The 21,281-nt window shown below is 37.2% G+C and carries 10 protein-coding genes; 6 read left to right on the top strand and 4 right to left on the bottom strand.

Features of this window, described 5'->3' with window-relative positions; all coding sequences use genetic code 11:
• Positions 1-637 precede the first annotated feature (637 nt).
• Positions 638-7,312: a LamG-like jellyroll fold domain-containing protein gene (locus QP953_RS24835; protein ID WP_309553272.1), complete on the top strand. Its 6,675-nt coding sequence runs from the start codon at positions 638-640 to the stop codon at positions 7,310-7,312.
• A 362-nt stretch (positions 7,313-7,674) separates the two neighbouring features.
• Here the strand turns inward: QP953_RS24835 and QP953_RS24840 are convergent, their stop codons facing one another.
• Both QP953_RS24840 and tsaD read right to left on the bottom strand, forming a co-directional pair.
• Complete coding sequence (locus QP953_RS24840) at positions 7,675-8,226, bottom strand: 3'-5' exonuclease (protein ID WP_052597789.1); 552 nt, start codon at positions 8,224-8,226, stop codon at positions 7,675-7,677.
• Between the two features lie 81 nt (positions 8,227-8,307).
• Positions 8,308-9,306: a tRNA (adenosine(37)-N6)-threonylcarbamoyltransferase complex transferase subunit TsaD gene (tsaD, locus tag QP953_RS24845; RefSeq protein WP_052597642.1), complete on the bottom strand. Its 999-nt coding sequence runs from the start codon at positions 9,304-9,306 to the stop codon at positions 8,308-8,310.
• 497 nt (positions 9,307-9,803) lie between these two features.
• Here tsaD and QP953_RS24850 point away from each other — a divergent pair, with 497 nt between their 5' ends.
• From QP953_RS24850 to QP953_RS24860, 3 genes are all read left to right on the top strand, one after another.
• A complete protein-coding gene (locus tag QP953_RS24850) occupies positions 9,804-15,023 on the top strand; it encodes a translocation/assembly module TamB domain-containing protein (RefSeq protein ID WP_309553273.1) in 5,220 nt (1,739 codons plus the stop codon).
• Between the two features lie 146 nt (positions 15,024-15,169).
• Positions 15,170-15,649: a pyridoxamine 5'-phosphate oxidase family protein gene (locus QP953_RS24855; protein WP_052597644.1), complete on the top strand. Its 480-nt coding sequence runs from the start codon at positions 15,170-15,172 to the stop codon at positions 15,647-15,649.
• A 42-nt stretch (positions 15,650-15,691) separates the two neighbouring features.
• On the top strand, positions 15,692-16,732 hold the full coding sequence (locus tag QP953_RS24860) for an AI-2E family transporter (RefSeq protein WP_309553274.1): 1,041 nt from the start codon (positions 15,692-15,694) through the stop codon (positions 16,730-16,732).
• A gap of 86 nt (positions 16,733-16,818) precedes the next feature.
• Here the strand turns inward: QP953_RS24860 and QP953_RS24865 are convergent, their stop codons facing one another.
• Positions 16,819-17,115, bottom strand: a complete 297-nt coding sequence (locus QP953_RS24865; protein ID WP_052597646.1) for an ATP-dependent Clp protease adaptor ClpS — start codon at positions 17,113-17,115, stop codon at positions 16,819-16,821.
• Positions 17,116-17,532: 417 nt separating this feature from the next.
• Between QP953_RS24865 and QP953_RS24870 the strand changes: the two genes are divergently transcribed.
• Positions 17,533-18,261 (top strand): hypothetical protein, encoded by a 729-nt coding sequence (locus QP953_RS24870; protein WP_052597647.1) that lies wholly within the window; start codon positions 17,533-17,535, stop codon positions 18,259-18,261.
• Between the two features lie 71 nt (positions 18,262-18,332).
• Here the strand turns inward: QP953_RS24870 and QP953_RS24875 are convergent, their stop codons facing one another.
• The gene (locus tag QP953_RS24875) at positions 18,333-20,138 is read right to left on the bottom strand and encodes an ABC transporter substrate-binding protein (RefSeq protein WP_309553275.1); all 1,806 of its coding nucleotides are present in this window, start codon (positions 20,136-20,138) and stop codon (positions 18,333-18,335) included.
• Between the two features lie 221 nt (positions 20,139-20,359).
• Here QP953_RS24875 and QP953_RS24880 point away from each other — a divergent pair, with 221 nt between their 5' ends.
• Positions 20,360-21,271, top strand: a complete 912-nt coding sequence (locus tag QP953_RS24880; RefSeq protein WP_052597649.1) for a TIGR01777 family oxidoreductase — start codon at positions 20,360-20,362, stop codon at positions 21,269-21,271.
• Positions 21,272-21,281: the final 10 nt, after the last annotated feature.

Raw genomic sequence — 21,281 nt, forward strand, 5'->3', positions numbered from 1 at the left:
TTTTTTTTACATTAACTATTGATATAATACTCCTATAATTTTATCAAAAGATTGTTGTATATTTAAAGGCTAAGTAGATCATGAGCATTTGTAGAGCGTTAAGCCTTGAGACCAAACTAACCAAATAATTGAACCTTAATACTCATTTGTTCTAATCACTTCACCTCCAATATTTCCCCAATATTATTGAACCGTATTTCAAAACTAAGAATGTATTTTTACTAAACAATAATTCGTTGAAACCAGAATCAATAGTTCGTTGAAAAACTTTATTAGTTTGATAATCAGCAAGTTGCACTTTTGTTGCGTTTTGCGTTAAAATTCTGATTATCAAACTAATATAAATGTGCTTTTTTATCTTTTTGGTAAAAAAGTAAAAAATCAACGAACTACTAAGAATACAACTGCATCGTTAATTCATCTGAAGGTCTTCTCAATTAAATAAGCTCCCTCAGCAATGTAACTCATACCATGCAGCAGCATAGTCAACAAATTACTAAACTAAAGTAAGTCGACAGAAAAGAATAAGTACTAGCCACATTGCTAATTACTAACGAGGTTGTATGAGCGCACACTACTCATTCGTCGTTTTTATTCATTTTCTGAGCAATTATTTACCTTACACAAAACAATTTTCATGAAACACTTTTTTTACATCTTACTCCTTTCCTGCCTATTAGAACCTACATGGGCAACTACTTTCGTAGTGACGAATTTAAATGACGCAGGCGCGGGCTCCTTGCGACAAGCTATCTTAGATGCCAATGCAGATGGCTCTGCCACATCAGGCAGCCCGCATCTAATCAATTTTTCTGTAGCAGGACAAATCAACACGGCTTCAGCACTGCCCACGATTAGCAACCATATTACTATAACAGGTCAAACTTCGGGAAATACAATCTTTCGGGTTTCTACCAATCCCAATTACCGTTTGTTGCATATTAATGGTACCGTTACCGTCACTCTTAATCACCTAACGCTACAAGGAGGAGACTCTGGAGGATCAAATCCTGGTGGTGGTATTCTTAATGCGGGAGGAACATTAACCTTAAATAATTGTGTCCTAGAAGATAATCGTTCTGGCAACTCATCAGGAGCTCACGGTGGTGCCATTAGTCATTCAGGAACACTATTCATCAATAATTCTACTCTAAAAAACAATACTGCTGGATCTCTAGGTAGAGGTGGTGCCCTCAATATGGAATCGGGAACAGCAACGTTGACCAATTGCACCATTCATGGAAATGCAAGTGGCAATAATGGTGGAGGAATTTTTGCCAATAGCACCTCAACCTTAAATCTAATCAACTGTACAATTGTTGAAAACAACGCTTCTAGTAATGATGGCTTTTCAAGTGGTGGTGTGTATTATCATCAAGGAGTACTAAACATGACCAACACCATCTTGGCAAATAATACTTATACCGCATCGGGGACATTAAATAGAGATATTAATTCATTGGCACCAACTTATACAGGAACCAACAATCAAAATATTGTCGAAGTTTGTGCAGGTTTCAATGCGAGCTTTTGTCCTTCTGTTAGCTTCTTTTCTAACGCAGATCCAAACTTGGCAGCCGTCAGTCAGTGTGGTTTGCAAGACGTTTTTCGTCCCAATACTGGTTCTAATGCCATTAACAATGGAACAACAGTAGGCGCACCGCCAAGTGATATTTGTGGTACAACTTGGTTTGGCAATCCTGAAATTGGAAGCGTAGAATCTGTCAATCCAGCAACGGCACTGGACTTTGATGGAACCAACGATTTTGTCAATGTAAGCACTCCTTTTACTGCTTATACCAATGAAATTACAGTAGAAGCATGGATTAATGTACAGTCGATCACTGCTAGTGGTACTGGTTTGGGGCAAGCCACTGCTAACGTTGATAATATGAGTTCTAATGTTTGGCTTTTATCACTCAACCTAGACAATACGATTTCCTTTTTGATTAACGATGGAGGAACATTTAGGACAGCCAAATCAACTACTGCTATTAATGGAACAGGTTGGCATCATGTGGTCGGCGTTGCAAGCCCAACAGAAACGGCAATTTACGTTGATGGCAACAAAGAAGCTACGTCAACTGGTATTAGTACGGCTATTCAGAACAATGCTAGTGCTAGTTTGCATCTTGGAAAAGATGTCCGTTATTCAACAGGACGCTTTTTTGATGGACAATTGGATGAAGTCCGTATTTGGTCTGAGGCACTTTGTGCAGCCAAAGTTACAACTAGAAAAGACTGTCAGTTAATTGGTAATGAACCTAATTTGGTACATTACTACAACTTCAATCAGGGAGAAGCTGGTGGCGCTAATGGAGCAGAAACAACCTTATTCGATCGCCAAACTAATATTGGGGCTCAAAACGGCACTTTAAATGGCTTTGCACTAAACACTGCTACCTCTAACTGGATCGATGGTTCGTCTAATGGTGTTGCTGGAAATTGCTCTTCTGCTTTTCCCGAAATTGATGTTTTAGGAAATGGTGTATCTATTACCAACAACGATGCTACTCCTTCTTTAGCCGACCACACCGATTTTGGTGGTGCAGACCCTGCTTCGGGAACAGTCGTCAGAACGTTTACAATTGACAATACAACTGGTACAGGCACTTTGAATGTAAGCAGTATCTTCAACACCAATACAGGTGAATTTACAGTAGGGGGCATTACATTTCCTGCGGCTATTCCTGTTGGAGCATCGACCACGTTTACTGTTACTTTTGACCCTACTTCTTTGGGCTTAAAAAGTGCTACCTTAATTGTTGTTAATGATGATTGTGATGAAAATAATTACATCTATTCTATTCAAGGAACAGGAGTTGTTTTAGAAGAAATTGCGATTACTGAATGGTTGACCAATCCATCAGGAACCAATACACAAGAGGAATGGATTGAAATTTACAACTATGGTAGTACTCCTGTTGATTTGCAAAATTGGCGCATCAAGGACGAAGATGGCAATGATGCTGTTCTTACAACCTCTAGTTATGTTATCCCTGTTGGTGGCTATGTTGTTATTGCTAACAATAAAAGCAACTTTGAATCGCTATGGTTTAATGGTTGCTCTAAATCTGAAGTATTAGAAGTCGCCAATTTGGAATTAGACAACCTTAGTGATGAAATCATTTTAGAGAATAGTGCAGGTTCAATCATTTGGTCGGTCGCTTATAACAATGATGCTACAATAGGACGCGCAACATTTTATACAGAAAGTCCAACTTTTACAAATAGAACTTGGGGAAGCAAAGCGGCTCCTGGCATTGTCCGTAACGGAAACGATATTACAGGTTCATTAGGCTATCAATCCAATAACAACACTGCTGATCCAAATGTTTTTGCAGCCACAAATGGCGACATGGGAAGCCCACTTAACATCGTGGTTAATATCCCTGATTTAGTGCGAGGCAATACGTTATCTTTTGATGGAGTCGATGACTTTGTCGATATTCCTGATCATAATTTATTTGATGTTACTGCCGTAACGATTGAAGCTTGGGTGTATTGGACAGGCTCAGGTACAGACGTTGAATTTATTACTGCCAAGGCTGGTGAAGAATTAGAAATTCACACAGGAGGAGGAGCTGGAGCAAATTCTTTGCGTTTCATCCCGACATCTGCTGTTTATTTGGATGCCCCTACTGGAAGTTTTGTTCCCAATCAATGGAACCACATTGCCTGTGTTTACGACCCTAGTGTTTCTTTTGGAGAAATTTATATCAATGGAATTGCAACAGGTGCGGTTAATAATGGTGCCAATCCCTTAAACTCTCCTATAACAACCAGTGCTACAAATTTTAGATTGGGTGCTCGTGCGAATAATTCAGCATTTTTAAATGGTCAAATTGACGAGGTTCGATTCTGGAATCGAGCACGCTCTGCAAGCGAAATTAGAGCGCAAATGCATTTAACCTTAACAGGCTGTGAAACAGGCATTCTTGCGTATTATCAAATGAATGAAACAACAGGAAATACAACCTTATCCGATAAAATAACAGGCAATAATGGTACCTTAACGAATATGAATGCTGGAAGTGTATGGACAAGCTCTGGTGTGAATGTCGGCAATGATCTTGCGGGAAACTCTAACAGTCAAACCTTAAATGTTCCTGCTGGAGTTAGCAATCAGAATTTTGGAGCTGCTAATCTGAATATCAACTTTACAGCACACACTTCTAATGAGGATGTTACCGTTACTTATCAAGCCTTTAATCCCAATAGCATTGCCCCTGCAATAGGAACTGTTCACAGAAATCCAATGTGGACAATCAATACCTCTACGAATACAACAAGCTATACAGGTGATTTACAATTTACCTATCCTGTCGCTACCTTATCTGCTGCCTACGCTTGTAATTTTAAATTATACCATCGTCCAATGGGAAGTGATGGCAACTGGACAGAACTTAGCACAACAGTTAGTAGCTTCTCTCCGACTACTGTTACATTTGAAAATGTCTCTTTGACAGGGCAATTTATGGTAGTCGAAACGGCTGACACGGATTTATCTAGAAACAATACATTAGAGTTTGATGGCACAGATGACTTTGTTAATGTACCTAACAATAGCTTGTTTAATATACCTGCGGTTAGTATCGAAGCTTGGGTATATTGGACAGGCTCTGGTGCTGCGGTAGAGTTCATCACGGCTAAAGCCACTGAAGAATTAGAAATTCATACAGGCGGTTCGGGGGCTAATTCCCTGCGGTTTATTCCTACTACAGCTGTATACTTAGATGCTCCTACAGGAAGCTTCCTTCCTAATCAATGGAATCACATCGCCTGTGTCTACGACCCTAGTACGTCTTTGGGTGAAATTTATATCAATGGGATTGCAACAGGTGCGGTTAATAATGGCGCCAATCCTCTGACAACTCCTATTACAACTAGTGCCACTGACTTTAGATTAGGTGCTCGTTCTGATAATAGTTCGTTTTTTAATGGTCGATTGGAAGAACTTCGCTTGTGGAACCGAGCACTTTCACCTTCTGAGATTCGAGAACGAATGCACCTAACCTTAACAGGCTGCGAAAATGGCATTCAAGTTTATTTCCAAATGAATGAAGCTAGTGGAGCTAGTACTTTAACAGACAAAGTTGGCTTCAATGATGCCACCTTAACTAATTTTAATGTTGCTTCTGCTTGGGTTGGTTCTGATGTAAACGTAGGCAATGACTTGGCTAATAATTCTAACAGCCAAACTATTACAAATGCCAATACTGGGATTTTCAATTTTAATAATGCCAATCTAGAAATGGAAATTGTTGGGCATAGTGCCGCTGAAGACTTTACAGTTACGTATCAAAATTTTGCCCCCAATGCAGTCAGTGGAATAGATGGGGTTACCTTGTATCAAAATCCAATGTGGACAATTAACAAATCAACTGCCACCACAACCTTTTTAGCCAATTTAGAATTTAGATACCCTTCGGGAACATTTACTACAATAGATCCTAAAAAATATGCTCTATACTGGCGACCAATGCATGCAGGAGGCAATTGGACAAAACTAGATGTTGCTAGAGGAATGACAGCTTCTACCATTCGTTTTGGTAGTGTCGCATTGACAGGGCAATTTATGGTTGTTATGGAATCTGAAGCTTTAGTTTCTGATGTTCGTGGTAATATGTACGCTATTAGTGAAAATGGAGAACATATTTCTTGTCCTGGCGTTGATTTATCCAATACGTCTTTTACCATAGAACTTTGGGCTAAAAGAAATAGCACTACTACCGAAGATCACTTCTTTGGTCAAGGTACAGGAGCCTTGCGATCAGGACTTCATGCTCGTTATAATAACAATGGAACTATTTCGTTTGATTTCTTTTTGGACGACTTGACTCTGCCTACAACTGCTGCAACAGATGGAGAATGGCATCATTTGGCCTTTGTTTATAATGCTGTAAGCCGTCAACGAGAAATCTTTGTCGATGGAATCTCTATTGGAACTGATATTGCTGGAGGCAACTTTAGTGGTGCTCTTGGAATGAATATAGGTGGTCATATTCCTACCGCTGCTGCTGGAAACAACTCTATGGATGGTGCTATCGACGAGTTTAGAATATGGAATACCGTTCGTACGCAAGCAGAAATTCGAGAAAATAGACACCTAACGCTAAAAGGTAATGAAACAGGTTTATTATCTTATTATCAATTTAATAACGATAATTTAGTCGGCACTGTTAATGGTGTCAAAGATGCTGTTGGTGGCAATCATGGTACTACTCAAAACATGACGGCAACAGATTATATAAAATCAGAAGTTGCGGTAGCAGGTGGAACCTCCGATCGCATTACTATTGGCGCAGGAGGTGTTTACACGTTTCCTAATACAGGGATTGAAATTGAATTTGGCGCAACCACCCCTAATGGTGAATTGGTTGTTTCTAGATTAGAAACTGAAGAGCCACATGGTGCGGGAACCCTATCTGGTGATGTTGATAATGAATATTTTATTATTAACAACTATGGTAGTAATACAACGTTTAGTCCGTTGATTGATTTGACGCTCAACCGCATGAGTTATATTGCTCCTGTAGATGCTGCAGAGCCACAAGCTAGTTCTCCTTTACAATTGTACAAACGTCCTTCCAATGCTTTTGGAGGAACTTGGGGCGCAACTTTAGGTGGAGCAGATAATGTTACAGCGGGTTCTAATGGTTCTGTTGCTTATAATACTAGTAACAATATTACCAGTTTTTCTCAAATTGTTGTTCTGAATATAGGACCTAACTCTGATTTGCCAGTTGAATTAATCAGCTTTGAAGCGAAACGTATCAACGCAGAAGAAGTAAAATTAGATTGGACAACGGGTTCTGAAACGAATAATCAAGGCTTCGAGGTACAACGTATGTTTGAACATGAAAGTACTTTTAGTAAAGTTGCTTGGGTCGATGGTCAAGGAACTACGCCAAACACAACTCATTATGAATTAATAGACAACAACGATTATCAAAGTATTACTTACTACCGTTTAAAACAACTCGATAGTGATGGTTCTATAGAATACTCAGAGATCAAAGCTGTTCGTGGTGTGGGTAATCATAGAGGTGAAATTAATATTGATGTTTACCCGAACCCTGTTGACCAACAATTATCCATTTACTTTGAAATACTTCCTAAAGGTGTCAAAACCGCACAGATCAGTATTTTAGATGCTAGAGGGCAACAAATTTATCAATTGAACACAAATGTTTTGTCTTATCAAACCTTACCTTTAGATGTGGTAGAAGACTTAGCACCAGCAATTTATATGTTGTCGATCGAACTAGACAATGGAGAACAAGTAACCAAACGATTTATCAAACAATAGGTTATTACAACCTATTTCGCACGAATAGAAACGGCAAAGCCTACAACAATGAATTTTTGTTGTAGGCTTTTTATTATCAACCATTACTCCATTGAAAAATCGTATTAGTTTACTTCGTGAGCGCTACGCTTTTAGTTAGCTTCGCTGCTACTACGTGGTATTGCATGAGTGCTTCGCAGTTGATTATCAGCAAGATGTACTTTTATTGACTTTTATACTAAAAGACTGATAATCAAACTAATGCAAGATGCTTTTTTACGTTTTTCGTAGAAAAACTAAAAAATCAACGGAGTATTAATCAACAATACGTGCAATACCACGAAGTAGCAGCGCAGCTAAACTAATCTTCTAATTATCAACCCTTAATAACGCCAAAGATTTAGATACTTACGAAATATCTTTGCCAAATTAACAGCATCATCAATAGCTCGGTGCATGGTTCCTTCAAATTCAAACCCTTCTCTTTCCAAAGCTTTGTTCAAACCAATTGCTCGTCCTATGTTTTTAATTCTAGGATATTGGTCTTTCAAACTAATATGTTTTTTAGCCCACTGCCCATCTAATCGATGCAATTGACAATCTTTGACCAATGCACTCTTATCAAAAAATCCCCAAGAACATAATAAATACTCTTCTCCATCATTGAGTCCAATCCAATCTTGAAAATCCTCAATAACCTCAGGAAATTTGTCTGCTTGATTGACATCTACTTGAGAAATCGTTGTCAAACGTTGGCAAAAATCGGATAACATTGGATATACAATAGGCTGCACAAAGCTTTCAAAACGACTCTTTATCGTTCCGTGTTCATCCATTAAAACGCCTCCTATTTCTATAATCTCCCTCTTTTTTCCCCTAGTCTCTATCTCTGTTTCCCAACAAGTAGCTTCTAAATCGTAGATGATATAGTTCATAATTTCATTTTCATCACTTTGCATCAGTAGTAGCTCATTAATTCTTCATTATTAAGCTATTGACACGAATGTATTTTTTAATTAAAACTCGTATCGAGCCAGTGGTGCCACCTCTTGCCCTACAAATTCTTTGTTTTGGTATTTGTAATACGCAGTCATAGCTATCATTGCTGCATTATCTGTACAATACTCAAACTTAGGTATAAACACTTCCCAACCTTTTTCGGTTCCCACTTCTTCCAAACGAGTTCTCAAACCAGAATTGGCAGACACGCCTCCAGCTATGGCTATTTGTTTGGTTCCTGTTTCTGCCGCAGCTTGAACTAATTTATTCAATAAAATAGACACAATTCTATCCTGTACAGAAGCACAAATATCAGCAAGATTTTCTGTAATAAATTCAGGATTTTGCCTTGTATTTTTTTGTAAAAATCGTAAGATATTCGTTTTTAAACCACTAAAACTAAAATCTAGATTGGCAATATTAGGTTCTGTAAAATCAAATACTGGACGACCTTTTTGTGCCATTTTGTCAATAATAGGTCCTGCAGGATAGTCCAAGCCTAACAATTTTCCTGTTTTGTCAAACGCTTCTCCCGCAGCATCATCAATTGTTGTCCCTAATATTTTCATAGACAAATAATCTTCTACCAAAACTATCTGCGTATGTCCACCCGATACTGTCAAACACAAAAAAGGGAATTTAGGTTGCGGAGCATCTATAAAATGTGCTAATATATGAGCTTGAATATGGTTTACCTCTATCATCGGAATATCCAAACTTAATGCTAGTCCTTTGGCAAAAGAAACACCAACCAATAAAGACCCCATCAACCCAGGACCTCGTGTAAAGGCAATTGCACTCAACTCTTTTTTATCAACTTCTGCCTTCCGCAATGCCATTTCCACTACTGGAACTATATTCGCTTGGTGGGCTCTCGAAGCAACCTCAGGAACCACACCACCATACTCTTTGTGTACACTTTGGCTAGCGACACAATTGGATAAAATTTTTCCATCTTTGAGGATGGATGCAGAGGTATCATCACAAGATGATTCAATAGCTAAAATTATTGTCATATAGCATCTAATTTTTAAAGCAGTTCTAACGATCGTTGATCCCTAAAAGAACAAATGCTAGCCTAGCCCCTATCTAATTCTTAGGGATTTTTTTTATTCCTTAAAAAATAAATTTAATATCTTTATCCTTTCCTTTTTTTAAACCGTTTTATATAGAAATGGTTTAGTTAATAGTTACTCTTATGTTAAGACTAATAAAGAAACTAAATCTAGCATAATAATAGTTAATAATTGAAGTAGCATCCGCCAATAATACACGAATTATTTTTAATAAGTAAATCACCAGAAAAAGAAAGGTATTTCGTTTTGCTGCTACGACAATAATTGGATACAACTTTTCAAAAAAATAAAGTCCTATTGGGTCTATATCTAGTATATTATTTAAAATAGGCTTGCAAAGATAACAATTATCCCTAAAAAAGACAGATAACATTAAGCATCAACCAGAACATACAAATCCTAAAGAGGAAACCATTGAAGCCAAACCTAAAAAAGGATTGGGTCGACTTATCATTGGTCGAATTTGGAAAATCTTTACAGGCTTACTAAAAGCCACCATTGCCATCATGTTAATTGTCTATCTATTGCTATGGATTCCTTGGGTACAAACTCAACTGGGGCATCTAGCTGCTAATCTTTTATCCAAAGCATGGGATACAACCGTTCGAATAGAACGAGTAGAAATTACGCCTTTTTCCAATTTTAAGTTTTATGACGTATTTATTGCCGATCACTATCAAGACACACTAATTTACGCTAGTTCGGCCGAAGCGCAACGATATGATATTTTAGCGCTCCTAAATAAGGAAGTTAGTATTGGTAATATTATTGTTCGAGATGCTGTGTTCAAAGTACTCCGTCATCCTAAGGAAGAAAATTTTAACATTCACTTTTTAATCGACTTTTTTGAATCAGGAGAAGTTGTCGAACCTCGTCCCGAAAAATTTAAACTCTATTTTGGTGGCGCAGAACTGGTTAATGCAAGGGTACATTTGGCAGATACCGCCATTGGCACCGCTGCATTTGTGACCTGCGATACAGGATACGTTCATGGACATGATACCGAGGGGGTAGACATGATTGGCAAAAAAGTTTGGGGTGACATTGCACACTTGTCCAATGCTAGTATTAAGGTGCATGTATTTGATAAAGTAGATATTCCTGGTATTGACTCCTCCTTTTGGGAAGTTCCTGTTGATACCACAATTGCCGACTGGGATGTTGGTTGCGAAAAGCTTTTATTAAGTAATGTCAACTTTCGTCTAATCAATGAGCGAACAGGGATAACAATAGACACTTCTCTTTCTTTGGATTTTGCCAATCTTAACTTTAAGAACATCAACTTAGATGTGGATTCTTTCCGACTACAGCACGAAGTATTTACGGGGCATGTCAACAAGATTCATGGTTTGAATCATGGTGGTTTTGAACTAAAACATCTTTCTGGAGATGCCATTATAAGCCCCCAAACCATTGCCCTAAGTAATTTCAAATTAGAAACAAACTCTAGTAATATTGGTCATGCATTGAAGTTAGAATACGATGCTTACAGGGATTTTTATCAATTCCCTGACAAGGTGAAAATTATTGGTACATTTGATAGTACTACGAGCATTACATTCAGAGATATAGCCGCTTTTGCTCCTGAAATTAAAAAGAATGTCTTTATTGAAAACAACTTAGATAATCCAATAGCAATTAAAGGCAAATTTAGAGGAACGGTTAATAACTTTAGAGCCAGAGATGTTGATATTCAAGTGCATAATTCTAGAATCATTGGCAACCTTTCGATGAACGACATTACGGTTCCTGATGCGGCTTTTATGGATTTAAAGCTTAAGAAAGTTTCTACCGACTATAAGGACTTAAAGCAAATCATCTCTTTTGTCAATCTTCCTCCCAATCTAGCCTCTCTAGGGCAAATGAACTTTGAAGGATCTTACACTGGCTTCTTCCAAGATTTTGTTGCTTATGGGCAATTAGATACCAAATTGGGGCGCATCAACTCAGATTTGCAACTCAATTTGCGCAAGGGGCGTTCTGCGGCTGCTTACAATGGAGGCTTTCGGTTTAATAATTTTGATGTCGGCGCATTTATTGATAATGATGATGTCGGACAAATTACCCTGCAAACAGATGTAGAAGGAACGGGGTTGACCCTCGAAACCTTAGATGCAGAGCTAAAAAATGCTAAAATAGATAGTTTTACATTCAAAGAATATCAGTACGAAGATATTGCAATTGACGGGCTTTTCAAACAAAAGAAATTTGATGGGGACATCATTTCCAAGGATACTAATATGAATGTTTTTATTCGTGGTATCGTTGACTTGAGTGGAGAATTACCTAGTGTTGATATTTTGGGAAATGTTCAAAACATCGACTTTCATAAGGTCAACATATCTGAAGAGCTTATTGGACTACACTTAGATACCTTTGACATCAACGCCAAAGGAACCAATATTGATAATTTTGTTGGGAATTTGTTTATTCGTGGTATCAAAGGCTATAGAGGCAACGTTCATTCCGAATTGGATGAAATCAAGGTTAAAGCAGACAATATTCCTAAAGATACCATTTATGTGGTTTCAGATGGCGATAGCACCATGTTTGTTCAGAACACCCGAACCATCAACCTAAAATCAGATATTGTCAGCATTGACGTATTTGGGGAGTACGACGTAGTGAATTTGGTTCGTTCTATTGAGAATTTCATAAAAATCAATCACCCCAATTTGTACCAAGAACTCTACCAGCGGCAAGTTTTGCAAGTAGAAGATATCGAAGAAGTTGTAGAAGATAAGCCTTTAATGGATGTCATTGTGAATGTGGATAAGATAAGTATTGATACAATTCCTCATCAAGATTTTAACATTATCATCTCTATTCCTCGAAACACAAAAAATATCACCCAGTTAATTGACAAGAACTTCAAATCTTTGGAAGATGTTTTTTTGACTGGAGAATATGATGGGTCAGAAGGATACCTCACTATTAATGGAGAAGTTGGAAAAATTCATATAGGAAACATTGAGGTAGATAACATTCAATTGGATAGTGGGCAAGCATTGGGTTCTACCTTTGATGTATTAGGTTCTGTGGATACACTCCATATTGATGGAAAACCATTCATACCCAATATTAATCTTTCTTTAGATGCCGTGGGGGATTCTGTTCGATTTAATGTCCATGCAGATGCAGTGGGAGAAATTGCCCAACAATTGTCTATTAACGGTCAATTAGAAATCAAAGAAAAATTAATCGTCTTGAAGTTAGACACCTCTCGCCTATATATTTTGAATGAAAAGTGGACGATTAACGACAACAATCATATCAAAATTGGAGATAAGGTACTTGATGTCCAAAATATAAAGCTTTCTAGTGGGAACAAATTGGTTGAATTGAGTTCTATTAACGATAACAAAGGTGCCAAAGTCGATTTTCAAAATATTAGCTTAGGTTGGTTGTACGGAATGATGGAACCGCTTCCTCAAATTGATATTAAAGGTATTTTTTCGGGGGAAGCCTCTATGCAAGACGTCTTCACTCAAAAAGGAATCGATGCAGATGTTTTGATTGACACACTTATTATTAATGAAGATTATTGGGGGAGTAACTCTAGACTTTTAGTTCATGCCGATAGCCTAAAATCAACATTTAGAGGAGATTTTACGCATAGTAGTAATTTTGTAGATAGTTTGTATGCTTCTGCTAATTTTACACCTAAATTTGCAACGAAAGAAAAATACTTGCAAAATCTTTTAGATATTGACATCAATGCAGAAGGTGCCAAAGCCAAAATATTAGAATATTTCTTGCAAGATCAAATTTCTGAAACAGAAGGAAATGCCTTTGCACAAGCTAGAATATTTGGAAACATTGATGGTCCCAAAACAGTAATGAATATAGAAGGAGATGGTTTGTTAACAGGCGTCAAAACCAAAGTTAACTTTCTACAAACCAAATATATTGTATCTGATGCTAAGATAAAAATTGACAACCAAGGATTTCATATAGATCCTCCTATTACTTACAATCGTTATAACGAATACCAATCGGGTGGGGTTCCTGTCCTTGTAGAAGGCGAGCCATCTGTAGCTTATCTTGAAGGCAGTTTGGTACACGATCACCTCAAAAATTTTGGCTTGGATGTTACCGCAATCCTAAACAACAACTTAGCAATGAACACCACCATAGAAGATAACAATACTTTCTATGGCAAAGTCTATGCTTCTGGTACCGTAGAGTTCAAAGGACCATTTGAGCGATTAAAACTAAAATTGGATGTTGAAACAGAAGATAATAGTGTTTTCAACTTGCCGATTGGTGGTCCCATGGAGGTCACTGAGACCAATTATATTAGCTTTTTTGATGCCAAAGCAAAAAAAGATTCTACAAATGAGAAAAGCATCAAAGATCAAGTGCTCACAGGATTAGACATTGAAATTATTGCCAAAATCAAACCCAATGCGCTTGCTCGTTTGATTATCGATGAAAAAGCGGGCGATATCATCGAAGGAAGAGGTAGTAGTAATAATATGCGTGTCTACTATACCCCAACAGGAGAACTTAAAATATTTGGAGACTATACCATTGAGAGTGGAGAATATCTATTTACATTTAAAAACTTAATTAATAAACCTCTCAAAGTTAGACAAGGAGGAACAATCACTTGGGGAGACAACGATGGCGACCCTTTTAAAGCAAAATTAGATATTCAAGCGGTCTATACGAAAGAGTTGGGAGTCGCCAACTTGGTCAAAGAATACATTGCTGGCAATCCAGGTCTTTCTAGCCTAGCCAACAAGCCTTATGAAGTCAATTTATTGATGGATTTAGAGGGCGAACTCTTTTCTCCTAATGTTGATTTTGAAATTCAGATTGAAAATGTAGATCCAGCTCTCCAAACCCCTGTACGACTAGCACTAGCAACCATTAATGCCGATAAGAATGAGTTGAACCGCCAAGTATTTGGTATCATTGCTTTGCAACAGTTTTTGCCGTTGGGCAACGCTGGTAATCTTGATGTAGTTTCCTCTGGAATCAATACGGGTATTAGTACCTTGAGTGAATTGGTTTCTCAACAACTATCTCTTTATGTCAATGATTTATTGGAAGGAGTTATCAAAGATGTGGATTTTATTTCAAGCTTAGAGTTTGATTTTAATTTTAATATCAGAGATAACGAAAGCGCCAATATTCGTTCTACGACTTCTAATGTGCGTTTGGGTGGAAACATCAAATTTTTGGACGATCGCTTGACCGTATATGCGGGTACCAACATTGATATTGCAGGAGACGATCAGGTGGTTAATAATATCAATGCTAGTAGCAACAACTATGTTGGAGGTGACTTTAAGGTTGAATACTTTATTACGGAGGACGGTCGATTGAGAATTAAGGCTTATAATCGAACAGAATCCACTATTTTGGGACAAAGTATTCGAACGGGAATTGGTATTTCTTTTAGAAAAGAATTTGATACGCTTCAGGATTTAATTGATGCAGCAAAAGCAAACAAAAAAAAGAATAAAAAAGAACGTTACACCAAACGTCGCGACAAATTTACCGACAGAATAAAAGAGCTAAATAAAGAGATAGAACGTACTAAAGATAGCAAAAAGAAGGAACGTCTAGCCCAAAAGGTGGAGCGCTTGAATAAAAAGTTGGAGAAGGCAAAAAATGATCTGAGCAGCTTACCTAAAGACAAAGAATAAGGGTATACTAGAATATTATATAGTGCTACGCTAAATTGCAGAAAATCAATTGACTCTATTCGGAAAACGAACTTATGACAATTCTCATTGCTCACTAACGTTCATTAGTAGACTATTTTATATTAAACAGACTCAATCTATCTCTTATGTTAGCAGAAATAGAAGCCATTAAGAAGTATCTTCAACAGAGTGTACTTTGCTGGTTGGCGACCAGTTCCCCCGATTATATTCCCAACGTATCTCCTAAGGAAATTTTCACCCTTTATCAAGACAAATACCTTTTAATTGCTAATATCGCTTCGCCTCAAACTGTTCGAAATTTAGAACAAAATCCCAATGTATGTGTTAGTTTTATAGATGTCTTCGTTCAAAAAGGCTATCAATTAAAAGGAACCGCTACTGTTATTCCAACATCCAATCCTGAATTTCAACTATTGGAACCGTTCTTATTAGAGTTAACAAAAGGACTATTTCCTTTTCAAAGTATTATTAAAATCAAAATTAATACTAGTAAAAAAATTCTAGCACCTCGATACTTACTCTACCCAGATACAACGGAAGCAGAACAGATCAAGCGTGCCCAGGATACATACAATAAGGGCTTGCCTCCTTTTACAAAAGGTTAGATAAACATCGAGCTCATCACCTAAGGTTTTCACGTTATCACTATGGCCAATACACCTAAAATAACCATCGCTCCAAAAAATTTTGTCATTGCAATTCTAGTTTTTATAGGAATTGCAATAATGCTTTACTTAGGTGCATCACTCTTGCTTCCTTTGTTGGTTGCGGCATTGTTTGCCACTGCCTTGAATGGTCCTACAGAAAAATTAAAAAACTTAGGGCTTCCCAAAGGAGTAGCAATTACTATTGTGATGATCTTATTAATTAGTTTGTTTTCTATTATTTTTATCATCATCTCTTGGCAAATCAACATTATTGTCAGTGATTGGGCTGAAATACAAAACAAAGCCTCTCAAAAAATCACCGAACTCAACCAATGGTTTTCAAAATCTTTTGGTATCAATCCTTTTCGATATTTGTCTGAGTCTGATTTTACGAATAAGAAAATGCGTTCGTTTGCAACAGGTATGCTTGGGTCTGCCATGACCTTTGCTTCTCAAGCTTTGATAACCTTAATTTATATTATTCTTTTTCTACTCCAAAAAGAAATGTTTCACAATTTTTTCAAAAAGCTTGTTCGAAAAGAAGAAGAAGCAACCATCTGTGTCATGTTGGAAGAGTCTAGCTCTATTGTTAACAAATATCTTATTGGGAAAGGCAAAATTATGTTGATCTTATTTGTAGCCTACTATATTGGCTTTTTATTAGGAAGTGTTCCTTACGCCTTATTTTTGGCAATTTTTGCGGCTCTATTTTCTATTATCCCTTATATTGGTAATTTAATTGGTGGAGGGGCAGCCATGATACTAGCCTATCTATACTCTGGTGCTTTTGCTGGTATTATGGTATTTGTAGTTGTTTCGGTTGCTCAATTTGTAGAAAGCTATTTATTAACACCTTGGATTGTAGGCGATGAAATTGACCTAAATCCATTTATGACCATTTTTGGGGTCATTGTATTTTCGAGTTTGTGGGGTGCGCCAGGTGCCATTGTAGCATTGCCTACGGTGGGTACTATGAAGGTTTTATTTAAGCATATCGAAGGGTTAGAACCTTATGCTTTTTTATTTGAGAAACATAGTTAATAGTAGTTAGCTAACTATAATCATAAAATAAGGGAAGTATCATTCATGATATTTCCCTTATTTTCCTATAAATTCTTCTGTAATACTTAATCCTCGATAACAGCAGATAAGCCTCTATCTACTAGAGCATCTTTAATTGGTTTTAATTCTTTTTTTGACCCTGTTTTAACAGTAGCCTTTCCTTTAAAATGAATCAAATAGCTCAATTGTTCTGCTTGTGCAGGATTATGACGGCAAACCTCAACAAAGGATTCTATTACCCAATCAAAGGTATTGTGATCATCATTGTAAACAATTACTTTCGAATGATTACCAATCAATTCTTGGAGGGCAATTTCTTCTTCTTTGTCTTGCCAAGACATGTGATGTGTGTGCTCCAACATAGTTTTTTTTAGTTTGATTTGATCGTGTTTATTGATCTCTAACTCTAATAATAGTTTATTAACTTTTGTTCTTAAAAGCAATAAGCCATTACTTCTAATATACAAAATTATAATAAGCTTACATAATTAAGCCCTAATAAGTTCATAAAAATATGAAAATTTTAACGGTCAAAATTATTTTTCATCTTTTCTTAAAGAATAAACTCTTTAGAATCTAAATCCCTTGAGACTAGATCATCATAGCTAAATAGGCACTTACTATTGGACTAGTCCAAAGAGTAAACTTAAAGGAATTATTAGCTATTTTAAGATTAGGTTCTTATAAATAGCGTATCTTTGCGACATTATAATAATCAATTCTACAAGCTGCTTTCTCACCTGATAGAAAGCAATTGTATACAACTATATTTCACTATCATGCGTATTTTATTCCTCCTAATTTCTATCTCGATCTTATTGGCAAGCTGTTGGGATTTACAAGCAGACACTGCTATCGAAGGTTTTGCTCCCGGTACATGGCGAGGCGTTTTTAAATTAGAAGACCAAGCCGTCCCTGTTATTTATGAAATCAAGAACTCTAATAATGACAAGCCCATTGAGTTTATTTTTAAAACGGAAAAGCACGATGTAGCTGCCGATAGTGCCATTATTTTTGGAGACACCCTATTTGCTTACTTTGGTGCTGCCAATACCTATCTAAAGATTATTCACCAAGTTGACCAGATGGATGGCTTTTTGTATGATAATACAGGAGAAGAGTATGCCATTCCATTTGCAGGCATTTATGGTATTCAGCAGCGTTTCCCTGATGTTCGTAAAACACCTAAAGCTAACTTGACAGGAGAATGGAAGTTAGTAGCAACAATTGACCAAGATTCGACCTTAGAAGGAACCCTTCGCATTTCTACTGATGGTAAAAACAAAGCTGCCGCAAGCCTACAGTTTCCTACCTATCCCAAACAATTACATTTAGAAGGCACTGTTCAAGATTCCAAAATTTATTTATCAGGTTTTGATGGGAAGACAGTTTGCTGGATTAGTGCCAATATTGAAAACTCTAAACAACTAACACAAGGTAATTTGAAACTAAACAACAAAGGCTACTTTTGGGAAGCAGAAAGTCGTGCTGGCATGATGTCAGAGTAAGCTCTATAGATCAAAAAAACAGGGTAAGGTCTTTTAAGTCCCTACCCTGTTCCATAAATATTGTATCTTCTTTATTTTCTTAACTTAAACGAAGCCTCTCTATAGCCTGGTCGCATTGGAGAAGTTTCCGTACCATCAAATCGGTTGTGTATCGCAATCAATTCTGAAGGCACAAACAAGAATACATACGGTTGTTCCTCATAGATAATATCTTGTACTTTCAAATAGAGCTCTTTGCGCACTTCGGGATCTAGAGTAACACGAATTTCGTCAATCAATTTGTCTGACTCCGCTGTTCCAAACCCTACTCGATTGGCACCACCTTCTTTGTCGGCTGCGGTATGCCACACTTGTTTCATATCATCCAACCCAGGCGTTTTGACCCAAGCCAAAGCAACCATATCAAAATTACGCTTATCAGCATCTTCCAATAAAGTCGAAAAATCAACAGGCGTTAGATTTACCTCAATACCAACTCGTGATGCTTCATCTTTTAGCAATTGACCAATATTCTTGCGAACAATATTTCCTTGTTGGTACTTGTATTCTACACTAAAGCGAACTTGTTTCCCATCAATCTTTTTATCCATAATATTGTCGCCATCGGCATCTGCCCACCCTGCTTCTTTCAACAATTCCTTTGCTTTTTCAATATTGTATTCAATATCAGGCATATTCTTATTGTAATAAGGTTTCTTAGGATTGATTGGACCATTCGTTTTAATCGCCATTCCCTCAAATATAGATTCAATCATTTCATCTCGATCAATTAAATGCGCAATAGCTCGACGCACCCTTTTGTCTCTAAATTGAGGTTTTTTCATATTAAAACCAATATAGTAATAGGCAAATTGGTCAGGAGTACTCAAATCGAAGTTACTACTAAATTTAGGGTCGTCTTTTAAGTCGATGAATTTGGTTGGTTGAATACTTCTAATAACGTCTACCTGACCATCTTTAGCATTCGTAATTGCTGCTGTCAAGTCAGGAATTGTTTTATAGATAATTTTAGGAGGATAAGCCTCTAACATTTTATTGCCTTTTACTTTATCACCCCACCAATCTTTTTTGCGCTCCAACACAACACGTTGTCCAGTTGTCCATTCTACAAACTGATAAGGACCACTCCCAACAACTGCCTCAGGCACTCTTTTAAACTTAGGCGCATTAAACTGCTCTGCAAAACGCATAATTTTTTGATCTTTCATCAAAGCATCCATTTGTTCAGGGTCACTCAACTGTTCAATTGTAAACTGGCTCATCAACCCTTCTGAGTCGTAGTGATACTCTGGTAATATAAATGGCTCCTGCCCCGATGACTCTTCTGCTCTAAAATAACGCTCTTTAGAGTAAACTGTAAATTTTTTGTTATTTGTTGGGTCAATTTCCACCTTATCCATAAACTCAAAGTAGGGACGGATTTGTGCACTATTTACCCTTGGATTTTTAATCACCTTGATGGTAAAGATATAATCCTCTGCCGTAATTGGCGTACCATTATCCCAAGTAGCTTCAGGATGGATTTCATACGTCAAAGACATACCACCTGCATATTCTCCGTCTTCCAAAGCTTTAATTTCTGGACGACCAACCGCTAATTGTGGACTTAATTCTAGTGTTTGCTGATCGTACACCAACAATTTAGAATAAATGTTGTTTTGAATATAAAGAGCATTAGCCGCATTGGAAATAATGGGGTTCATTCCATCTGGGTCAGATATTTCATGGATCGTTAATTCAGCATTCCCCTCAGTAGTTTCTTGCTTTTCTTCTGTTGTCTTGTCCTCTGGTTTATCCGAAGGAGTTTCACAAGCAACGGTCATGGACAAGAAGCCTATTGCAAATCCTAGATTTTTTAAGGTTTTGGAGATTCTCATAGAATTAATTCTTTTATTAAAAAAAAGTCGACGTGGTGTTTTTATCTCTTGTGTTAATTAACTCATTATTATCATTCTAATAATAAAAAAGTACGTACAAGTGAAAGAGTTTTTATTTCAGTAACAATTCAAACAAATATAATTAATTATTTAGCAATCTCAACAAATAAAATGTCGAATATTGACCTTTTTTTGAGACATATTTTTTTTATATAAATATCATGAAAACCATACTAATTACTGGCGGCACTGGGCTATTAGGAATGCGCATCAGTTTCTTATTGACAGAACAAGGCATGCATGTTCGACATTTGAGCAGAACCGAAAACTTAAAGGCTACTTATCCTGCTTACAAGTGGGATTTAGACGCCCAAACCATTGATCCCAAAGCGTTGGAAAACGTGGATGGTATTATACATTTAGCTGGAGCAGGAATTGCCGATGCTCGTTGGACAAAAAGTAGAAAAAAAGAAATTTTAAAAAGTCGTATCGACTCATCCAGACTATTAACTAAAGCCCTAAGCGAACGCAAGGATCAACCAGAGGTTTTTGTTGCCTGTTCTGCGGTGGGCTACTATGGCAATAGAAAAGAGGAAGTTTTGGATGAAAATGCAAGCTCTGGAACTGGTTTCATGAGTGAAGTATGCGTAAAATGGGAACAATCCGTAGAAGGCATTCGAGCAATGGGGATTCGTACCCCAATCATCCGTGTTGGTATTGTTTTGTCGACACAAGGCGGTGCTCTTCCCAAGCTAAATATGACCTATCCTTTTCGAATCGGCTCTTATTTTGGCAATGGGCAACAATATTATCCTTGGATTCATTTAGATGATATTTGTCAGATTTTTATCAAGGCGTTGCAAAAAGAAACAATGACTGGTATATATAATGGAACGGCTCCTATCCCCACTACCAACAAAAATTTAGCACAAGCATTAGCTAAAGCACACGACCAAAAAACACTCTTGGTTCCTGCCCCTCCTTGTGCCATCAAAATGCTGTTAGGAGAAATGTCAGCAGTTGTCTTAAATAGTACTAGAGCGATACCTCAAGCTTTGCAAAAAATGCAGCATGACTTCCAATTTCCTGATTTGGTTCCTGCTTTGGAAGATTTATTCAAACGAAAAATCTAAACATAGAACA

The sequence above is a fragment of the Aureispira sp. CCB-E genome, from assembly GCF_031326345.1.
Taxonomy (GTDB): Bacteria; Bacteroidota; Bacteroidia; order Chitinophagales; family Saprospiraceae; genus Aureispira.